We start from the raw sequence: 16,307 nt of genomic DNA on the forward strand, positions 1-16,307 counted from the left end.
GCCAGGAGCGCCCCTGCGCCATGTTTCACCTTGTTCTGCTGCTGGCCTTCGTCTATGTGGCTGTGCGCTTTGTTGCGCCGCTGCCGTGGTCGCTCGGCGCTCGTATCGCCTTGGGCACCGTATTGCTGCTGATTTCCAAGCACCATCTTATTCAGCACTGGGTCTACGGCAACATGTTTTCGCCTGAAGTCCCCCGCCTCCTGATCTTGGTGGTCGGTGTGCTGTTCTGTACCTTCGGTTTTCTGTTCGTGTTTGTCGTCAGCGCCGACTGTGTGCTGCTGGCCGCTCGCCTGGCCAAGCGAGCGCCGGTGTTCGACGCACACACGCGTACCCGCGCCCGTTATGTGGCCGCTGCTGTGGCGCTGCTGCTGTCGGCGGGGGCGGTGACGCATTCCCTGCGTGTGCCGGATGTAAAGCGGGTCGAACTGACGATGCGCGATCTTCCACCCGAGTTGGACGGGTTCCGGGTGGTCCAATTGACTGACTTGCACAGCAGCCGCCTGCTGGCCACGCCCTGGGTGCGTGGCGTGGTGGAGCGCACCAATGCGCTGAATCCCGACCTGATTCTGTTCACCGGCGACGTCATCGACGGCACCCCGGATGCTCGGCGTGAGGATGTGCGGCCGTTGGGGGATTTGCGTGCAAAGCACGGCGTCATTGCTGCCTTGGGCAATCACGAGTATTACTTCGATGGGGCGAAGTGGACGGCGGAGTTCGAGGCACTGGGCATGAAGATGCTGCTCAATCGGCATGTTTCCGTTGAGGTCAATGGGCAGTCGCTGATCGTGGCGGGGGTGACTGACCCCGTTGCTCGGCTGTATGGGATGGATGTTCCGAATATTGAGCAGGCGCTGGCGGGGGTGCCTGCGAATGCGCCGATAATTTTGTTGAGTCATCGGCCTGTTCGCAGCAGTGAGCATGCGAAGGCGGGCGTTGATCTGCAGCTGTCGGGCCATACGCATGGCGGGGTGGTGTTGGGTCTGACGTTGGTGGTGATGTTGGCCAATGATGGCTTTTTATCCGGTGCCTACGATATCGATGGCATGTGGATGTACATCAGTAATGGCACCGGAATGTGGAATGGCTTTCCGATTCGCCTGGGTGTGCCGGCAGAGATTACCGAGATTGTGTTGAGGTCGCCGGGGAAGTGATCTGTGCTGGCGATGGGTTTGTTTAGCCAGGGTGGGGTGCTTCGTGTGTCAGTCGTCGGTGGAGTATGTTCTTGTGCCAGTCGCGGGTGCCGGGGGCGCGTCGCCTGCCCCGCTGGACCTACGCGTCGGGACTCCCGCCCTCCACGTCGTCCAGAAGGGCAGACACCACGCCCCCGACACCCGCGCCTTCAAGGTCGTTTGGTTAAAAGCAGATCCCGCCTGTGGGCGATCTGCAATTTTCTGGCTGCTTGGTGCTGGATGCGGTTCTCGGCATGCGGCGGCCACCGTCCTTAATCGCCAAACGGCTGGCCTTGCGGACCGGCTGCCCAGGTCGCCACGAAGCGACTCAGCGGCTCACGTTTCGGGCCGTTCTTTAGAGGCCTTTCAGAGCAGCGCCACGCAAGGAAGTTACGCGCCTGCTTGGTGGTGGGGTGACTTGGAAGCGGGTGGCCGCGCACCAGGTAATGCGACGAAAAGGCGGGGCGTCGACCGATTATTCAGCTAGGTATGCGGTAAACGCTCGAAACCGTATATTCAGCCGCCAGCGCCACGATCGTCGCTTCCGCTCTCCGCATGCCGTGATGCGGCGGCCACCCGCTTCGGTGTCACCCCACCACCGAGCAGAAGCGCGAATTTTCTTAAGTGTCGCTGCCGTAAAAGGCAACTGAAGAACCCACCGAATCGTGAGCCGGAGAGACTGCTTCGTGGCGACCTGGCCAGCGAATCCCCCCGGCCAGCCGTATGGCGATCAAGAATGGCGGCCACCGAATGCCGAGAACCGCATCCAGCACGTGGCAGCCAGAAAATCACGGCACGCCCACAGGCGGGATTAGCTTTTAACCAAAGCAGTTCTGAAGGCGTGGGTGGTGGGGCCGGCTTGGCTGCCCTTCTGGACGAGGTGGAGGGCGGGAGTCCCGACGCCAACGTCCAGCGGGGCAGACGAGCCGGCCCCACCACCCGCGACTGACTAAAGAACGCAAAAACCATCACCCCTAGTCACCAAGCGCTTCCATGAAAAGCGCCGCAGCATCCCGTTCAGTCAAGGGCCGAGGGTTAGTCGGCGTCGAATGATCCGCCATCGCCCCAGCGACAATGCGGTCCACCACATTTGCCGACACGCCAAGTTCACGAAGCGTAGACGGCATGCCGATACGGGTATTCAGCGCCGCCACCTCTGCCGCCAAATCCGCATCGGCTGGCAAGCCAAACGCCTGCTTCAAACGCGCGTACTTGTCACCAACATGACCAGCGTTGAATCGCAATACCACCGGAAGTAATACCGCATTCACCGTCCCGTGATGCAACATCGGCTCAATCAACGCCCCTAAGGGATGCGCCAGCGCATGTACCGCGCCCAGTCCCTTCTGAAACGCAAGTCCGCCGTGAATACCCGCCATCATCATCTCCCACCGCGCCTGCGCGTCGTTGGGGTGCGTCACCGCCCGTTCCAGCCAGCGCCACGCACGCGCTGCGCCGTCCAGCGCGATGGCTTCTGCCGGTGGATTCACACGCGGAGACAAGAAGGTTTCCACACAGTGCGTGAAGGCGTCCATGCCGGTGCCTGCCGTCAGTGCGGCCGGCATGCCCAAGGTCAGGTCGGGATCGCACAGCGCGCGTTTGGGCAGCAGATGCTGGCTGACGAACACCAGCTTTCGTCCATCTCGCAGACAGATCAAGGCACCACGGCCGACCTCGCTGCCGGTGCCTGCTGTCGTGGGCACCGCAATCATGGGGACGGCCTGCGGGCCGATCAGCGGCATGGCTGCCATGCCGGCATAACGGGACAGCGGACCGTCGTGGGTAGCCATCAAGGCAACGCCTTTGGCCAAGTCGATGGGTGATCCGCCGCCGATGGCGATCAAGCCATCACAGGCGTGTTTCCGGTAGAACTCGGTTGCCAGCTCGACCGCTTCTTCAGTTGGATTCGGTGGAGTGTCCGTGAAGACCGCCGCGCTTTGTTCTGCAGACAGATACGCACAGATCCGCGTCAGAATGCCCGCGCGCGCAATGCCGGCGTCGGTCACCAGCATGGGCCGTTTGATGCCCAATTCTTCCAGCACTTGCGGCAGACGCTGGACTGCGCCTGATCCGAATTCAATCGACGTCAGGTAGTTGATGGTGATCATGCCAGCTTCCGTTCCGCCAGTGCTCGCTGCTCACCCACGATGTAATCCACCACCACGCCGGTGGCCGGCACATAGCCCGGCTCGCTGTTGACGATGTGCTCGGCCAGCACCTTGTTCAGTTTGGGCAGGGCGTGGAAGGGTACCGCCGGATAGGCGTGGTGTTCCACGTGATACGGCATGTTCCACGCGAAGAAGCGGATGAAGGCGTTGGTATAGGTGGTGCGTGTGTTTTCCAGCATGTCGGGGGAGTGCGGACAGGCGGTGTGTTCGGCCAGCAGGTAAGGGCGCAGAAACCACTGGCCCACTGCCACCGGCAGCAACCACAGCCACACTGCCGCCAACGACTGCGTGGCGATAGACGCGATCAGCACCAGGGCATAGGCCAGCACGTAATACCGCGCTTCCTTCACGATCAGCGGACGCTGTCGTTTCGGTACCCAGGGCGCACTGACTTTGCCAAGCAAGGCGTGCCGATACAGCATCTTCACGCGGCTTTTCCAAGTGGGGATGCCGGTCCAGAACCAGGCCAGACCCAGCGCCGTTGTGGGCAGGGGAACAGACAGCTCCGGGTCTTTTTCCAGGTCTTGCGTGAACCTATGGTGATCCCAGTGAAAGGCGCGGTAATACTCGTAAGGCAGCAAGATCACGAACGCCGAGAAATGCCCTAGCGCGTAGTTCAGCGCCTTGCTGCGAAACGCGGTCTTGTGCGCGGTTTCGTGCAGGGCGGTGAACAGGAACGCCAGAAAATAACCAAGCAGCGCAGTCAGTGGCACCGCCCACCAGGTTCCCAGCGAATGCCACAGTGCCGTCGCGCTGGCGGCAATGGCACCGAGGTGCCCCAGCGCCCGCCAGGCACCGGCCGTGTCGGACTTCGCCGACAGAAGCATCAGATCAGGGGCTTTCAGACGGAACCGGGCGGGTTTTTCCATGGTGTTTGGCTGACTCGTTCTGATGTGACGTTGGACTTGGCGGGCAAAATGCTGACCGTCTGTGTGGGTCCTACAGGTCTATGCAGGCCTACGAGGCCAGTAGCGCCAGCACATGGCTGTCGATGAACTCGCGGTCGTCGGGCTGGTTCATCGGGTTGCCGGCACGGTGGCCCCAGACCGACGGAATCGGGCTGAGCGTGGCGTGGCGCAGGTGCTGCATTTCCTGCCGGTTGTCCTCGACCTGGAAGTACAGGTCCTCAGATCCCGGCATCAACAGCACGCGCGCTTCGATGGCGGCCAATGCCTTGGGCAGATCGCCGCCATACAGCGCGTTGGCGCTGATGTCGCCGTGCTGCCAGGTCCAGAATTGCGCCAGCAGGTCCGATGGATCACGGCGCGCAAAAGTGGTTTCCCAGTTGGTCACCAGGAAGTCTTCAAGCGATGAAGCACCCAGTTGTCGCCACAGTTCCTCGCGATAAAACGTCTGCGACAACGCCCATCCTGCATACACCCGGCCCATTGCCCGGAAGCCGCGCACCGGGCGTTCCTTGAACACGCCATCTTGATAGGCCGCATCGGCCATCAACGCATGTTTGGCACCCTCGATGAACACGTGGTTGTGCGGCGCGCAGCGTGCCGACCCGCACACCACCGCAATGCGCTCGACCGCCTGCGGAAACAGGGCTGCCCAGTGATACGCCTGCATGCCGCCCATCGACCAACCGTAGACCAGCGCCACACGCTCGATGCCCCACAGCTCTGCCAGCATGCGCCGCTGCACGTGCACCGCGTCGTAGTAGGTGACGTCCGGGTAACGCGTGCCGACATCCGGCCAAGGCGTGTTCGACGGCGAACTGGACAGACCATTGCCGAACAGATTGATGATGACGATGAAATACTTCGTCGGGTCCAGCGCGCCGCCTTCGCGCACCATGAACTGGATGTCGTAGTGCTGCGCCGCGTAGGACGTCGGGTAGACGATCACGTTCGACTTGTCGGCGTTTAGCGTGCCGAAGGTCTTGTAGGTCAGCGCCATGTTGCGGAACGTGCGGCCGGACTGCAGCACCACGTTGCCTGCGTTGAAGGTCTCGTAATCGTGCCGGGTCTGGGCTTGCGTCATGGGCGGGTCGCTGGGCGTGTGGTGAAAGAGGGGCGGCGTCGAATCAGGGCATCAGGCGACGACGTGTGCTAATAAGTGTACGATCAGTACAGTATTTATGAGTACAGTATTTCTCACTACGTCAGTCATGGCAAGGAATTTTGATGTGTGCGTCGATGGTCGATGAAACGAAGGCTGAGGACACTTTCGTGACGGCACGCCCACGCGGCCGACCGCGCTCGGAAGCGGCGACGGTTGCCGTGCTGGATGCTGCTTATCGGCTGTGTGCGGCCGAAGGCCTGCGCGGGGCAACGATGCAGGCGATTGCCACCCAGTCGGGGGTGTCGAAAATGACCATCTATAAATGGTGGGACAGCCGCCTTGCGTTGTTGATCGACGCCTACCTGCGGCACGCCACCTTGATGCTGCCGATCTCTGAAACCGATCCCCCCGTGGCCGCCATTCGCGCCCATGCGCTGCGCTACGTCGAGGCATTACAGGGGGACTTGGGTCGGGTGCAGATGGCGGTGCTGTGTGAATGCTGGGCCGAAAACGGTAATGCCAACTTGTTTGTGGCGCGATACCTGAGCATTCGGCGCGAGCTGGGTGTCGGCGTGATTCGTCGGGGACAGGCGAATGGGGATATTCCTGCAGGCCGTGCTGCCGAGGCGCTGTATGACCAGATCTACGGGACGATTTTCTATCGCTACCAGTTTGGCCTGGGTGGCATCGGCACGCAGGAGGTCAACGACATGGTGATGAGCGTATTGCGTTGACCGGTGATCTGGCGTCTGCTGCTTTTTTGTCAGACAGATGTAGGATGGTTTTGTCCTTTCAGACAAAAAATTGAACGTAGTTGTACTTATGTTTTTGTGTCTGTCGCGTTGCTATGCTGGCGCACCGAATTAGCATTTACTCGGTTTAATTAATTTGCTGCTCGGGTGCTTGTGTTTATTGAATCACCCGGCAGTTGATGCGAGGCCGTCTCAAGGTAGCCGTCGCTTCCTATCATCGAGTTCAGTGTGAATTATCGTTTTCTGACGCCAGTATTCATATTGGCGCTGGCGGCGTGCGCCCAAAATACGCCGACCAGTAGTGCGCCATCCAATACCGTACGCATCTGTGATGACCTGGGTTGCTCCCAACGCCCGAAAAGCCAAATCACTGCTGATTTGGTCGACAGATCGCAGGATGCCCCGTCCAACCCGCAATTCGACAAACTGAGGCAACTGGCCGAAAGCGACCCGCGCGCGGCTTACGACTTGGGCCTGCGTTACTTCCGTGGCGATGGCGTACGCCAGGACAGCTATCAGGCGCTGGTCTGGATGCGCAAAGCGGGCGAGGGTGGTGATCTGCAAGCGCAAAAGGCGCTGGGTGGGTTTTACCTTGCCGGTCTGGAAGAAATGGGTGCCGATCCGCGCGAAGCCGAGAAATGGCTGACGCTGGCGGCAGGGCGGGGCGATGAGGAATCTCGCGCCTTGTTGGCGCAGGCATCTGAGGCCAAAAGATCCGAGCAAGCTGCTTATAAATGGCATGCGCACTGGCGTAGCGTTTACCACCGTTATTGGTATTCCGGTTATGCGTATCGATGGCACTGGCGTCAGTATGGTTGGTATTGGAATTAAAAACGACAGTCGTTTCGATCGTTTTGTCTCTTTCCGCCTATATCGCAATTTATCTTCAACTCACACCATGAATATCATTTCCAAAACCTCGGGCCTGAAAAGCATCTTTGCCATTACCTTGGTCGGCTCGCTCACCGCATGCGGCGGTATGGTCACCACCGGTAATCAAAACTTCGGCGTGTCCGGTGCCGCGTCGGGTGCAGCCAGCGCCGGTGCGAACGAATCCCTGGAACGTTGCGCTGCGCCTTTGGGCACGATTGCCGTCGATGATGGCCGCAATGCCGACTGGTACGGCCCCTTTGGCAGCGCCACGCAAGTGACCAGCATCGACCCGTTGCTGCGCCTGGCGATCCAGCAATCGAATTGCTTCGTGATCACCTCGATCGGCAACCAGAAGACGGATTCGCGCTTGTCGCGAATCACCGACCTGCAGCGCAATTCCGGTGAATATCGCGCAGGCTCCAACCAGCAACGCGGCCAACGGGTGGCGGCTGATTACTACCTTGAGCCGCAGATCGTGATCAGCAATTCCTCGGTCGGCAATGTGGCCGGCATGGTCAGCGGTTTCCTTGGCAACGGCCTTAGCCAGATCGCGGGCGGTTTGCAGTCGAAAGCGTCGGTGGTCACGCTCAGCTTGTTCGACGTGCGATCAGCGGTCCAGATTTCCGCCGCAGAAGGTAGTGCCACGTCTACCAACTATGGCGCGGCGCTTGCAGAATTCGGCGGCGGCGCGGCAGGTGCACTGGGTGGTTTCTCGAAGACGCCGGAAGGCAAGGCAACCGTGGCTGCCTTCACCGACGCCTGGAACAAAATGGTGGTGTCGCTGCGCAGCTATAAGGCGCAAGACGTGCAAGGTGGCCTCGGGCGTGGCGGCCAACTGCGCGTGCAGTGAGGTAGTTCGACTGTCAGCGGGTTGTTTGTCCGCATTACTTAGTTGCAGGGTGTCTGGCACTAACCTCGCCATGTGGCCTCCTGGCGTGTTTTAGCGTCACAAGGTGTCGACTGAAGAGATTGATTTAATTCTCAGTCAATCTTGTAGTTGTCTTTTTGTATACGGTTCGGCTTGCGCTCGGGGCGTTCTGTGTGCTGATTGATCGGGGAGATATATGAATTTTTTAGTGGCTAACCGGGCAGCTTTTCTGGATTTTTTGAGAAACATTCCGGTGCAGGCTTTAATACTGGCTATGGCATTGATTGCTTTTCGGAAGGCGCTAAGCCTACAGGGTTTCAGCTCAGAGTCGTTCATGGCTTGGTTTTTTTGCTTGTTTCTCTTTGCCACCTGGGTTTACGCGTTTTTCGCTAACGTCTCCATCTTCGTTGAGAAATCGTTCCCTATTGTTGAGAAAGTGAAAAGAGCTCAGCGATGGGTAAACAGACGAGCTACGCGACAGATTTCAACACCTAAAGGCCGACGTGGGCATCCTGAACTGGCGAAACCGCGGAGGATGTTCTCCACGAGTTGTGCTTATGTTTGGCGTTACTCACGGTCGACTTTTTTGCAGGCCGTGGTCGTAGCTATTGTCATAACGTTCACGGTCAGCGCCACCATCTTGCTAGCCGTAAGTTCGATGGAGACGCTGGTTAAATTGCAAGCGTAGACCGTGGTGCGCGGGCATAAACGGATTAAAAAATCGCGCCGACAGAGCCGGGTTGTGTGGCTTTGAGGTGGATTGAGGCTTCATGCCAAAAGACGGTCTGCTTAACGATGTCTTTACGACCACTACCTCATTGGCCTGTGTGGCGCAGCCTAACGCGATTTCCATTCTGGGCAATGACTCATTGCAGCGGTACTGGTGCTCCCAAACCCGCCTGACGCCGGCGTGCGTATAGCCCGTCCAGATTATGTCGGCTGGTTTGCAGTTCGACACTGCGCGCCACGGTACGCAATGCAATGCATTGCGCATGGCCTTCCGATTGGGTGCTGCCGGCCAAGGCGCAGAAGGCATCCCGGTACCGAATCCATGCTCGCTGCGCTTGGATCAGTGCCGCCCGGGCTTCCGGCGGGATGTTGTCGCGCACCGCCTGGAATTCTTGGTTCAAGAACACGTCCCAGCGCTTGGCCAGATAAGGCCAGGGACTGAGGCGGATCAGGTCGGTGTCGGTGGCGTCGAGCAGGGGTAGTTCGGGCTGGTCGGCGGCGGTGCGGTTGCCGCCGTAGCTGGTTTCGAGCGCGATCTGTAGTTCTGCTTCACCGGGTTGCGGTCGATTGGAGTGATACCGCAGCCACAGGAATTGCTCGGCGCTGCGCGCCTGGATCGGGGCAGTGACTTGCCCGCGCAGGGTTACCGGGACGCCCGATTCTTCCAGTTGTTTGACGCGCCAGCATGCACGCGCCGGGCAATCGATCTTGCTGTATGGGTTCGGCAGGGCGGTGCTGTCGTCCAGTCCACTTTCACTGCCTTCATCTTCCAGCCGCAGCAACACCCGAACCTCGGGCCACGCGCCCAGGTCGACGGCTTCCAGACTGGCACGGAAGAAACCTTCGGCTTGGACCGGGGCAGGGGTCAGGGCCAACAGCGAGGCAGCCAATAAGGACGCGGCAAATCCGGATGCGGCAAACAGGGCGCGCAGCGTCATTGCACGCCTCGTGCCTGGCGGAAGGCTTCGTATTGGGCGCGGATATGGTCGTAGCGGCAGGTCTGCGTGTCTTTCAAGCCGCTGAGAGCCTGGGCCTGGCAATCGCGCTCGGTAAAGGTTGCCCATTGTTCGCGCATGACTTCGCGCTCACGCGAGGCCGGCAAGGATTCTTCCAGTTTCCGGATTCGGGCTTCTGCGGTGGGCAGAATGAAAGGCCACGGCGATTCAGCAATCTGCGCCTGCGCTGCTTTCTGTACGTCCAGGGTGTTGCCATCGGCGTGCAGCGGCACCGGGCTGATCACGCCCTGGCGCTTCACCATCGACAGTTTCAGCGCAATTGGCGTCTGCGCGGCGGGTTCGCCACTTGCCTGGTAGACCAGCCACAGGTATTGAATACGCAGGCGATCCAGGGTCGGAATGGCCTGCTGTTTTTTCACTGGCAAGACTTTTGCGCCCATTTTCAGCGTGACCTGCCAGCATCGTGGTTCCACGTGGCCGGTCGAGAAGCAATCAAATGGGTTCAGCGGGTTCGGCAGGCTGGTGTCGTGGCTTTTGCTGTCACCGCCGTAGGAATCCAGGTCGGTGATCTGCACCAGCACGGCAACTTCCGGCCAGCGCGTCGCATCCTGAGCAAGCAGATCGGCGCGTGCCCAGGGCACATCGGCGGCGGTGGCTTTGTCGGTTGTCAACCCGGCCAACCCTACCAGGCCGGCAAGCAACAGCACTGCCCGACAACGAGTACGCATGCTCAGGATGTCCATTAGCTCAGTGTGCCCATTACGAAAAATAGCCCATGAACGCGGTGATGATCACGGCGTTGAAAAAGTCGATGAACAGCGAGCCCACCAAGGGGATCACAAAGAATGCCTTGTGCGATGGGCCGTTCACACTGGTGAAGGCCTGCATGTTGGCCATGGCGTTCGAGGTCGCACCCAGGCCGAAGCCGCAATGGCCCGATGCGATCACTGCTGCATCGTAATCGCGTCCGACCATACGGAAGGTGATGAAGTACGCATACAGGAACATCAGCACGGTCTGCCCGATCAGAATGATCACCAAGGGGCCGGCAATGTCGGCCAGTTCCCACAGCTTCATGGACATGAGCGCAATCGCCAGGAAGAAACTCAGCGACACCACGCCCACCACATCAAGCTGCCTGACCGGCAAGTGCGCGCCGCGCCAGTCCAGGACATTGCGAATGACTGCCGCAACCATCATCGGACCCAGATAGGCAGGAATGGCCACGCCCGCATCGGCCAGCAGATCGACCAATACCGTACCGATTCCGATCGAGAAGGCGATCATCAACACGGCATACATGGCCGTGCGACCCAGGTTTTCATCACCTTCGTCGTGATGCACGGTGGCCTTGGTGCTCGTGTTTTCGCTTTTGCTGCGTCCGGTCAGGCCGTGACGGCGCATCAGCAGGGAACCCAGCGGACCGCCAATGGCGCAGCCGGCAACCAGGCCCCAGGTGGCGGCGGCAATGGATGCGGGCAGGGCACCGGTGGCACCGGCCTGTTCCATCAACGGGCCAAAGGCTGCAGCCGTTCCGTGTCCACCGGTGAGCGCAACAGAGCCTGCTGCCAGTCCCAAGAGCGGATGAATACCCAAGGCCGAGGCCAGGCCCACACCCAACGCGTTTTGCGCCAGCACCAAGCCGATGGCCGCGATCAGGAACACCGAGACAGCGACGCCGCCTTTTTTCAGCAGTTCCAGGCTGGCAGAAAAACCGATAGTGGTGAAGAACACCAGCAGCAGGAACGAGCGCATCTGCGCATCGAACTGAATGGTGAACCAGCCTGCCTGATGGCAAGCGAAGGCAAGCAGGGAGAAGATCAGGCCGCCGATGACGGGGCCGGGAATGAAATAGCGTGCGAGCAGATCCACTCGGCGGCGCAGAAATTCGCCCAGAACCAGGACGAAGGCGGCGACGCCAACGGTTTGGGCGATATCGAGTTGAACGATCAGCAAGTTCGGGCTTCCTCTTGAAACGGTAGGCCGGTTGGCGACATACACACCAACCGCCGGCCGCATTCTAGAGGAGGCTTGACGTCTCTTTGATTAATAAGGGTATACCCTTATGTTTTTTGCTTCATACCTCACGCCTCGCCGGGCACCCGCACCCAACCTTCCATCAAGACGCGCGCGCTGCGGCTCATCACTGCTTTGGTGACGGTCCATTCGCCGCTGTCCTGATTCGCTGCCGCACCCACGCGCAGCGTGCCCGAGGGATGGCCAAAGCGAACTTCGTCACGCTGCCCGCCGCCCGCCGCCAGGTTCACGACGGTGCCGGGCACGGCCGCCGCAGCCGCGATTGCCACCGACGCGGTGCCCATCATGGCGTGATGCAGTTTGCCCATGGACATGGCTCGGACCAGCACGTCCACATCACTGGCAGGCACGGGCTTGCCGCTGGATGACACGTAGTCGACCGGCGATGCCACAAAGGCGATCTTGGGGGTGTGCTGACGCTTGGCTGCTTCCTCCAGGTTCTTGATCAGCCCCATGCGCAGTGCGCCGTGAGCGCGGATGGTCTCGAAACGGGCCAGTGCCTCGGGCGAGCTGTTGATGTCGTCCTGCAGTTCGGTACCGAGGTAGCCCAGTGCCTGCGCGTTCAGGAAGATAGTGGGAATGCCAGCGTTGATCATCGTGGCCTGGAAGCTGCCCACGCCCGGCACGTCCAGATCATCGACCAGGTTGCCAGTGGGGAACATCGATCCGCCGTCTTCGCCTTCCTCGGCCGGGTCCATGAATTCCACCTGGATTTCAGCCGCCGGGAAGGTAACGCCGTCGAGTTCGAAGTCGCCGGTTTCCTGAACAGCGCCGTCGCGCATGGGTACATGCGCGACGATGGTCTTGCCGATGTTCACTTGCCAGATACGCACCGTGGCAAGGCCATCGCGCGGCACACGCGCCGGGTCGATCAGGCCATTGCTGATCGCAAATGGGCCAACCGCTGCAGACAGATTGCCGCAGTTGCCGCTCCAGTCCACGAAGGGCTTGTCGATCGACACCTGACCGAACAGGTAGTCGACGTCGTGTCCTTCGCGTTCGCTTTTCGACAGGATCACTGTCTTGCTGGTGCTGGACGTGGCACCGCCCATGCCGTCAATCTGCTTGCCGTAGGGATCGGGGCTGCCGATCACGCGCAGCAGCAGTGCGTCGCGCGCGGCACCGGGCATCTGCGCTGCCGCAGGCAAGTCCGTCAGCTTGAAAAACACGCCTTTGCTGGTGCCACCGCGCATGTAGGTGGCGGGAATGCGGATTTGGGGTGCGTGGGCCATGGTCATCGCAAAAAAGAAGGAAGGGCGGGGTGCGGGCACCCCGGTTGAATCAATGCAGCTGGATCAGCCTGCCTTGGCCGGTGCGTTCTGTGCCGACTCCGCCAGGAAGTCATCGGCGAAGCGCTGCAGTACACCGCCTGCTTCGTAGATCGACACTTCTTCGGCGGTATCCAGGCGGCAGGTCACGGGCACTTCCACCACGTCGCCATTCTTGCGCTCGATGCGCAGTGTCAGGTCAGTGCGCGGGGTGCGTGCGCCAGTCACTTCATAAATTTCGGTGCCATCCAGGCCCAGCGTCAGGCGGTTGGTGCCCGGTTTGAACTCCAGCGGCAACACGCCCATGCCGATCAGGTTGGTGCGGTGGATACGCTCGAAGCCTTCGGCGACGATCACTTCCACACCCGCCAGTCGCACGCCCTTGGCTGCCCAGTCGCGCGACGAACCCTGGCCGTAGTCAGCGCCGGCCACGATGATCAGCGGCTGCTTGCGCACCATGTAGGCCTCGATGGCTTCCCACATGCGCATGACAGTGCCGTCCGGTTCCACGCGGGCCAGCGAGCCTTGCTTCACGGTGCCATCTTCATTGCGCACCATTTCGTTGAACAGCTGTGGGTTGGCGAAGGTGGCGCGTTGCGCGGTCAGGTGGTCGCCGCGATGGGTGGCGTAGGAATTGAAGTCCTCTTCCGGCAAGCCCATCATCGCCAGGTATTCACCGGCTGCGCTGTCGCCCAGAATGGCGTTCGACGGCGACAGGTGATCGGTGGTGATGTTGTCACCCAGCACGGCCAGCGGGCGCATGCCACGCAGCGTGCGTTCGCCTGCCAGCGCACCTTCCCAATACGGCGGACGGCGGATGTAGGTGCTCTGCGGACGCCAGTCGTACAGGGGCTTGACCTGCGCACGCGCGCGCTGAATGCCGAACATGGGTTCGTAGACATTACGGAACTGCTCGGGCTTGACCGCTGCGGTGGCCACGGCTTCGATTTCTTCGTCGCTGGGCCAGATGTCCTTCAGGCGAATCTCGCGGCCGTCGGGCGACACGCCTAATACGTCTTGTTCGATATCGAAGCGAATCGTGCCTGCAATCGCATAGGCCACCACCAGCGGCGGCGAGGCCAGGAAGGCTTGCTTGGCATACGGGTGAATGCGGCCGTCGAAGTTGCGGTTGCCCGACAACACGGCGGTGGCGTACAGCTTGCGGTCGATGATCTCTTGTTGAATGACCGGGTCCAGCGCGCCCGACATGCCGTTGCAAGTGGTACAGGCAAATGCCACGACACCAAAGCCCAGCGCTTCCAATTCCGACGTGAGGCCGGCTTCGTCCAGATACAGCGCAACCGTCTTCGATCCAGGCGCAAGCGAGGTCTTGACCCACGGCTTGCGGGTCAGCCCGGCGCGGTTGGCATTGCGTGCCAGCAGGCCGGCTGCAATCACGTTGCGCGGGTTGCTGGTATTGGTGCAGCTGGTAATGGCGGCGATGATGACGGCACCGTCGGGCATCAGGCCGGGTTCGTTTTCCACCTTGCCGGTAATGCCGCGGGCGGCCAGGTCGCTGACGGGCAGGCGGCGATGCGGGTTGGACGGGCCAGCCATGGTGCGTACGACGGTGGACAGGTCAAAGCGCAACACACGTTCGTATTCCACCTTGGCCAAGCTGTCGGACCACAGGCCGCTGGTCTTGGCGTAGTTCTCCACCAGGCGCACTTGCTCGGGCTCGCGGCCGGTCAGGGTCAGGTAGTCCAGCGTCTGCTGGTCGATCGAGAACATCGCGGCGGTCGCACCGTATTCCGGGGCCATGTTCGATATGGTGGCGCGGTCGCCCAGCGTCAGGCTGGATGAGCCTTCGCCATAGAACTCCAGATAGGCACCCACGACCTTTTCCTTGCGCAGGAATTCGGTCAAGGTCAGCACGATGTCGGTGGCGGTAATGCCCGGTTGACGACGGCCAGTCAGTTCAACGCCAACGATGTCGGGCAGGCGCATCCACGATGCACGACCCAGCATGACGTTCTCGGCTTCCAGGCCGCCCACGCCAATGGCGATCACGCCCAGCGCATCGACGTGCGGCGTGTGGCTGTCAGTGCCGACCAGGGTGTCGGGATAGGCCACGCCGTCGATGGCATGGATGACCGGCGACATTCTTTCCAGATTGATCTGGTGCATGATGCCGTTGCCCGGGGGCACGACTTCGATGTTCTTGAAGGCTTCGCGCGTCCAGTCGATGAAGTGGAAGCGGTCTTCGTTGCGGCGGTCTTCCACCGCACGGTTCTTCTCAAAAGCATCCGGGTCGAAACCGGCGTGTTCCACGGCCAGCGAATGGTCCACGATCAACTGCACCGGCACCACCGGGTTCACCTTGGCCGGGTCACCGCCTTTGTCGGCAATTGCGTCACGCAAGCCTGCCAGGTCCACCAGTGCGGTCTGACCCAGAATGTCATGACAGACCACACGCGCCGGGAACCAGGGGAAGTCCAGGTCACGCTTGCGGTTGATCAACTGGCCAAGTGCATCGTTGAGCAGCGCCGGATCGCACCGTCGCACCAGGTTTTCAGCCAGCACACGCGAGGTGTAGGGCAGGGTGTCATAGGCACCCGGCGTGATCGCCTCGACCGCGGCACGCGCGTCGAAGAATTCCAGCGAGGAATTGGGCAGGGGCTTGCGGAATTGAGAGTTCATGCCTCGTTGCGCTGCAGGTTGCCCTGCGCGATTCTCTGTTCGATGTTGAGTCGGGATGCACGGATATGCCGACGCATCAGCAGGTCGGCCAATTCACCATCGCCATCGGCGATGGCGTCAAGAATGCGGTGGTGCTCGGCGAACGCGTGGCGCGGTCGATTGGGGGTGCCGGCGAATTGAAGGCGGTACATGCGCGCAAGCTGGTAAAGCTCGTCGCACAGCAGGCGGATCAGCATCTGATTGCCGCTGCCTTGCACGATGCGGTAGTGGAAGTCGTAGTCACCTTCCTGCTGGTAGTAGCCCAGCCCCGCCTGGAAGGCCGGATCGCGCTCGTGGGCGTCGAGTACCTGGCGCAGATCGGCGATCTCGCTGGCCGGCATGCGTTCCGCAGCAAGGCGACACGCCAGTCCTTCCAGTGATTCACGGATTTGATAAAGCTCGCACAGCTCGGCCTGGCCCAACGAGACGACGCGCGCGCCGACGTGCGGCACACGCACGATCAGCTTCTGTCCTTCCAGCCGATTCAAAGCCTCGCGCAGCGGCCCCCGGCTGATGCCGTGCACCCGTGCAAGTTCCGGTTCCGAAATCTTGCTGCCGGGCGCAATGTCGCCCCGCACGATCGCTGACTGGATCTTGCGGAACACGTTGTCTGACAGCGTTTCGCTCTCAGCGGTCGGGGCAGCACTTGCGGCAGTGGGAAGGTCGATGATTTTTGTCATGTGTCGACAATCTGGTCGGTTTTTCTGGTGAAAAACCGATTTCAAGGTCGTTTCGATCTTGGATTGTAGACAATGTTAGCTGCTCACGCGAGTCCTGCCACTCCGTGAATTCCCTGGC

13 protein-coding genes are annotated in these 16,307 nt (G+C 60.8%); 4 read left to right on the top strand and 9 right to left on the bottom strand.

What is annotated here, in order from left to right; all coding sequences use genetic code 11:
• The first annotated feature begins 20 nt into the window (after nt 1-20).
• Nucleotides 21-1,151 carry a metallophosphoesterase gene (locus FXN63_RS12015; RefSeq protein WP_148815120.1) on the top strand — a complete coding sequence of 377 codons (1,131 nt, stop codon included), beginning with the start codon at nt 21-23 and terminating at the stop codon, nt 1,149-1,151.
• 992 nt (nt 1,152-2,143) lie between these two features.
• Here FXN63_RS12015 and FXN63_RS12020 read toward each other — a convergent pair.
• From FXN63_RS12020 to FXN63_RS12030, 3 genes are all read right to left on the bottom strand, one after another.
• Entirely contained in the window at nt 2,144-3,277 is a 1,134-nt protein-coding gene (locus FXN63_RS12020; protein WP_148815122.1) for an iron-containing alcohol dehydrogenase, read from the bottom strand.
• Entirely contained in the window at nt 3,274-4,206 is a 933-nt protein-coding gene (locus FXN63_RS12025; protein ID WP_148815124.1) for a fatty acid desaturase, read from the bottom strand. Before FXN63_RS12025 ends, FXN63_RS12020 begins: the two co-directional genes overlap by 4 nt.
• An 88-nt stretch (nt 4,207-4,294) precedes the next feature.
• Nucleotides 4,295-5,326, bottom strand: coding sequence for an alpha/beta fold hydrolase (locus tag FXN63_RS12030; RefSeq protein WP_148815126.1), 1,032 nt, complete (start codon nt 5,324-5,326; stop codon nt 4,295-4,297).
• 188 nt (nt 5,327-5,514) lie between these two features.
• Here FXN63_RS12030 and FXN63_RS12035 point away from each other — a divergent pair, with 188 nt between their 5' ends.
• The 3 genes from FXN63_RS12035 to FXN63_RS12045 all read left to right on the top strand — a co-directional run bounded on the left by FXN63_RS12035 (nt 5,515) and on the right by FXN63_RS12045 (nt 7,822).
• Nucleotides 5,515-6,081, top strand: coding sequence for a TetR/AcrR family transcriptional regulator (locus tag FXN63_RS12035; RefSeq protein WP_187395179.1), 567 nt, complete (start codon nt 5,515-5,517; stop codon nt 6,079-6,081).
• Between the two features lie 246 nt (nt 6,082-6,327).
• Nucleotides 6,328-6,930 (top strand): tetratricopeptide repeat protein, encoded by a 603-nt coding sequence (locus FXN63_RS12040; RefSeq protein WP_148815131.1) that lies wholly within the window; start codon nt 6,328-6,330, stop codon nt 6,928-6,930.
• A 67-nt stretch (nt 6,931-6,997) separates the two neighbouring features.
• Nucleotides 6,998-7,822, top strand: coding sequence for a hypothetical protein (locus FXN63_RS12045; RefSeq protein WP_148815133.1), 825 nt, complete (start codon nt 6,998-7,000; stop codon nt 7,820-7,822).
• Nucleotides 7,823-8,706: 884 nt separating this feature from the next.
• Here the strand turns inward: FXN63_RS12045 and FXN63_RS12050 are convergent.
• The 6 genes from FXN63_RS12050 to FXN63_RS12075 all read right to left on the bottom strand — a co-directional run bounded on the left by FXN63_RS12050 (nt 8,707) and on the right by FXN63_RS12075 (nt 16,189).
• The gene (locus FXN63_RS12050) at nt 8,707-9,507 is read right to left on the bottom strand and encodes a lysozyme inhibitor LprI family protein (protein WP_148815135.1); all 801 of its coding nucleotides are present in this window, start codon (nt 9,505-9,507) and stop codon (nt 8,707-8,709) included.
• The gene (locus tag FXN63_RS12055; protein ID WP_148815136.1) at nt 9,504-10,253 is read right to left on the bottom strand and encodes a hypothetical protein; all 750 of its coding nucleotides are present in this window, start codon (nt 10,251-10,253) and stop codon (nt 9,504-9,506) included. Before FXN63_RS12055 ends, FXN63_RS12050 begins: the two co-directional genes overlap by 4 nt.
• A gap of 31 nt (nt 10,254-10,284) precedes the next feature.
• Nucleotides 10,285-11,481, bottom strand: coding sequence for a sodium/glutamate symporter (gene gltS, locus FXN63_RS12060; RefSeq protein ID WP_187395180.1), 1,197 nt, complete (start codon nt 11,479-11,481; stop codon nt 10,285-10,287).
• Nucleotides 11,482-11,609: 128 nt separating this feature from the next.
• On the bottom strand, nt 11,610-12,794 hold the full coding sequence (gene prpF, locus FXN63_RS12065; protein WP_148815137.1) for a 2-methylaconitate cis-trans isomerase PrpF: 1,185 nt from the start codon (nt 12,792-12,794) through the stop codon (nt 11,610-11,612).
• Between the two features lie 63 nt (nt 12,795-12,857).
• On the bottom strand, nt 12,858-15,470 hold the full coding sequence (gene acnD, locus FXN63_RS12070; RefSeq protein WP_148815138.1) for a Fe/S-dependent 2-methylisocitrate dehydratase AcnD: 2,613 nt from the start codon (nt 15,468-15,470) through the stop codon (nt 12,858-12,860).
• Entirely contained in the window at nt 15,467-16,189 is a 723-nt protein-coding gene (locus tag FXN63_RS12075) for a GntR family transcriptional regulator (protein ID WP_148815139.1), read from the bottom strand. Before FXN63_RS12075 ends, acnD begins: the two co-directional genes overlap by 4 nt.
• Between the last annotated feature and the right edge of the window lie 118 nt (nt 16,190-16,307).

This window comes from Pigmentiphaga aceris (assembly GCF_008119665.1).
Lineage (GTDB): Bacteria > Pseudomonadota > Gammaproteobacteria > Burkholderiales > Burkholderiaceae_B > Pigmentiphaga > Pigmentiphaga aceris.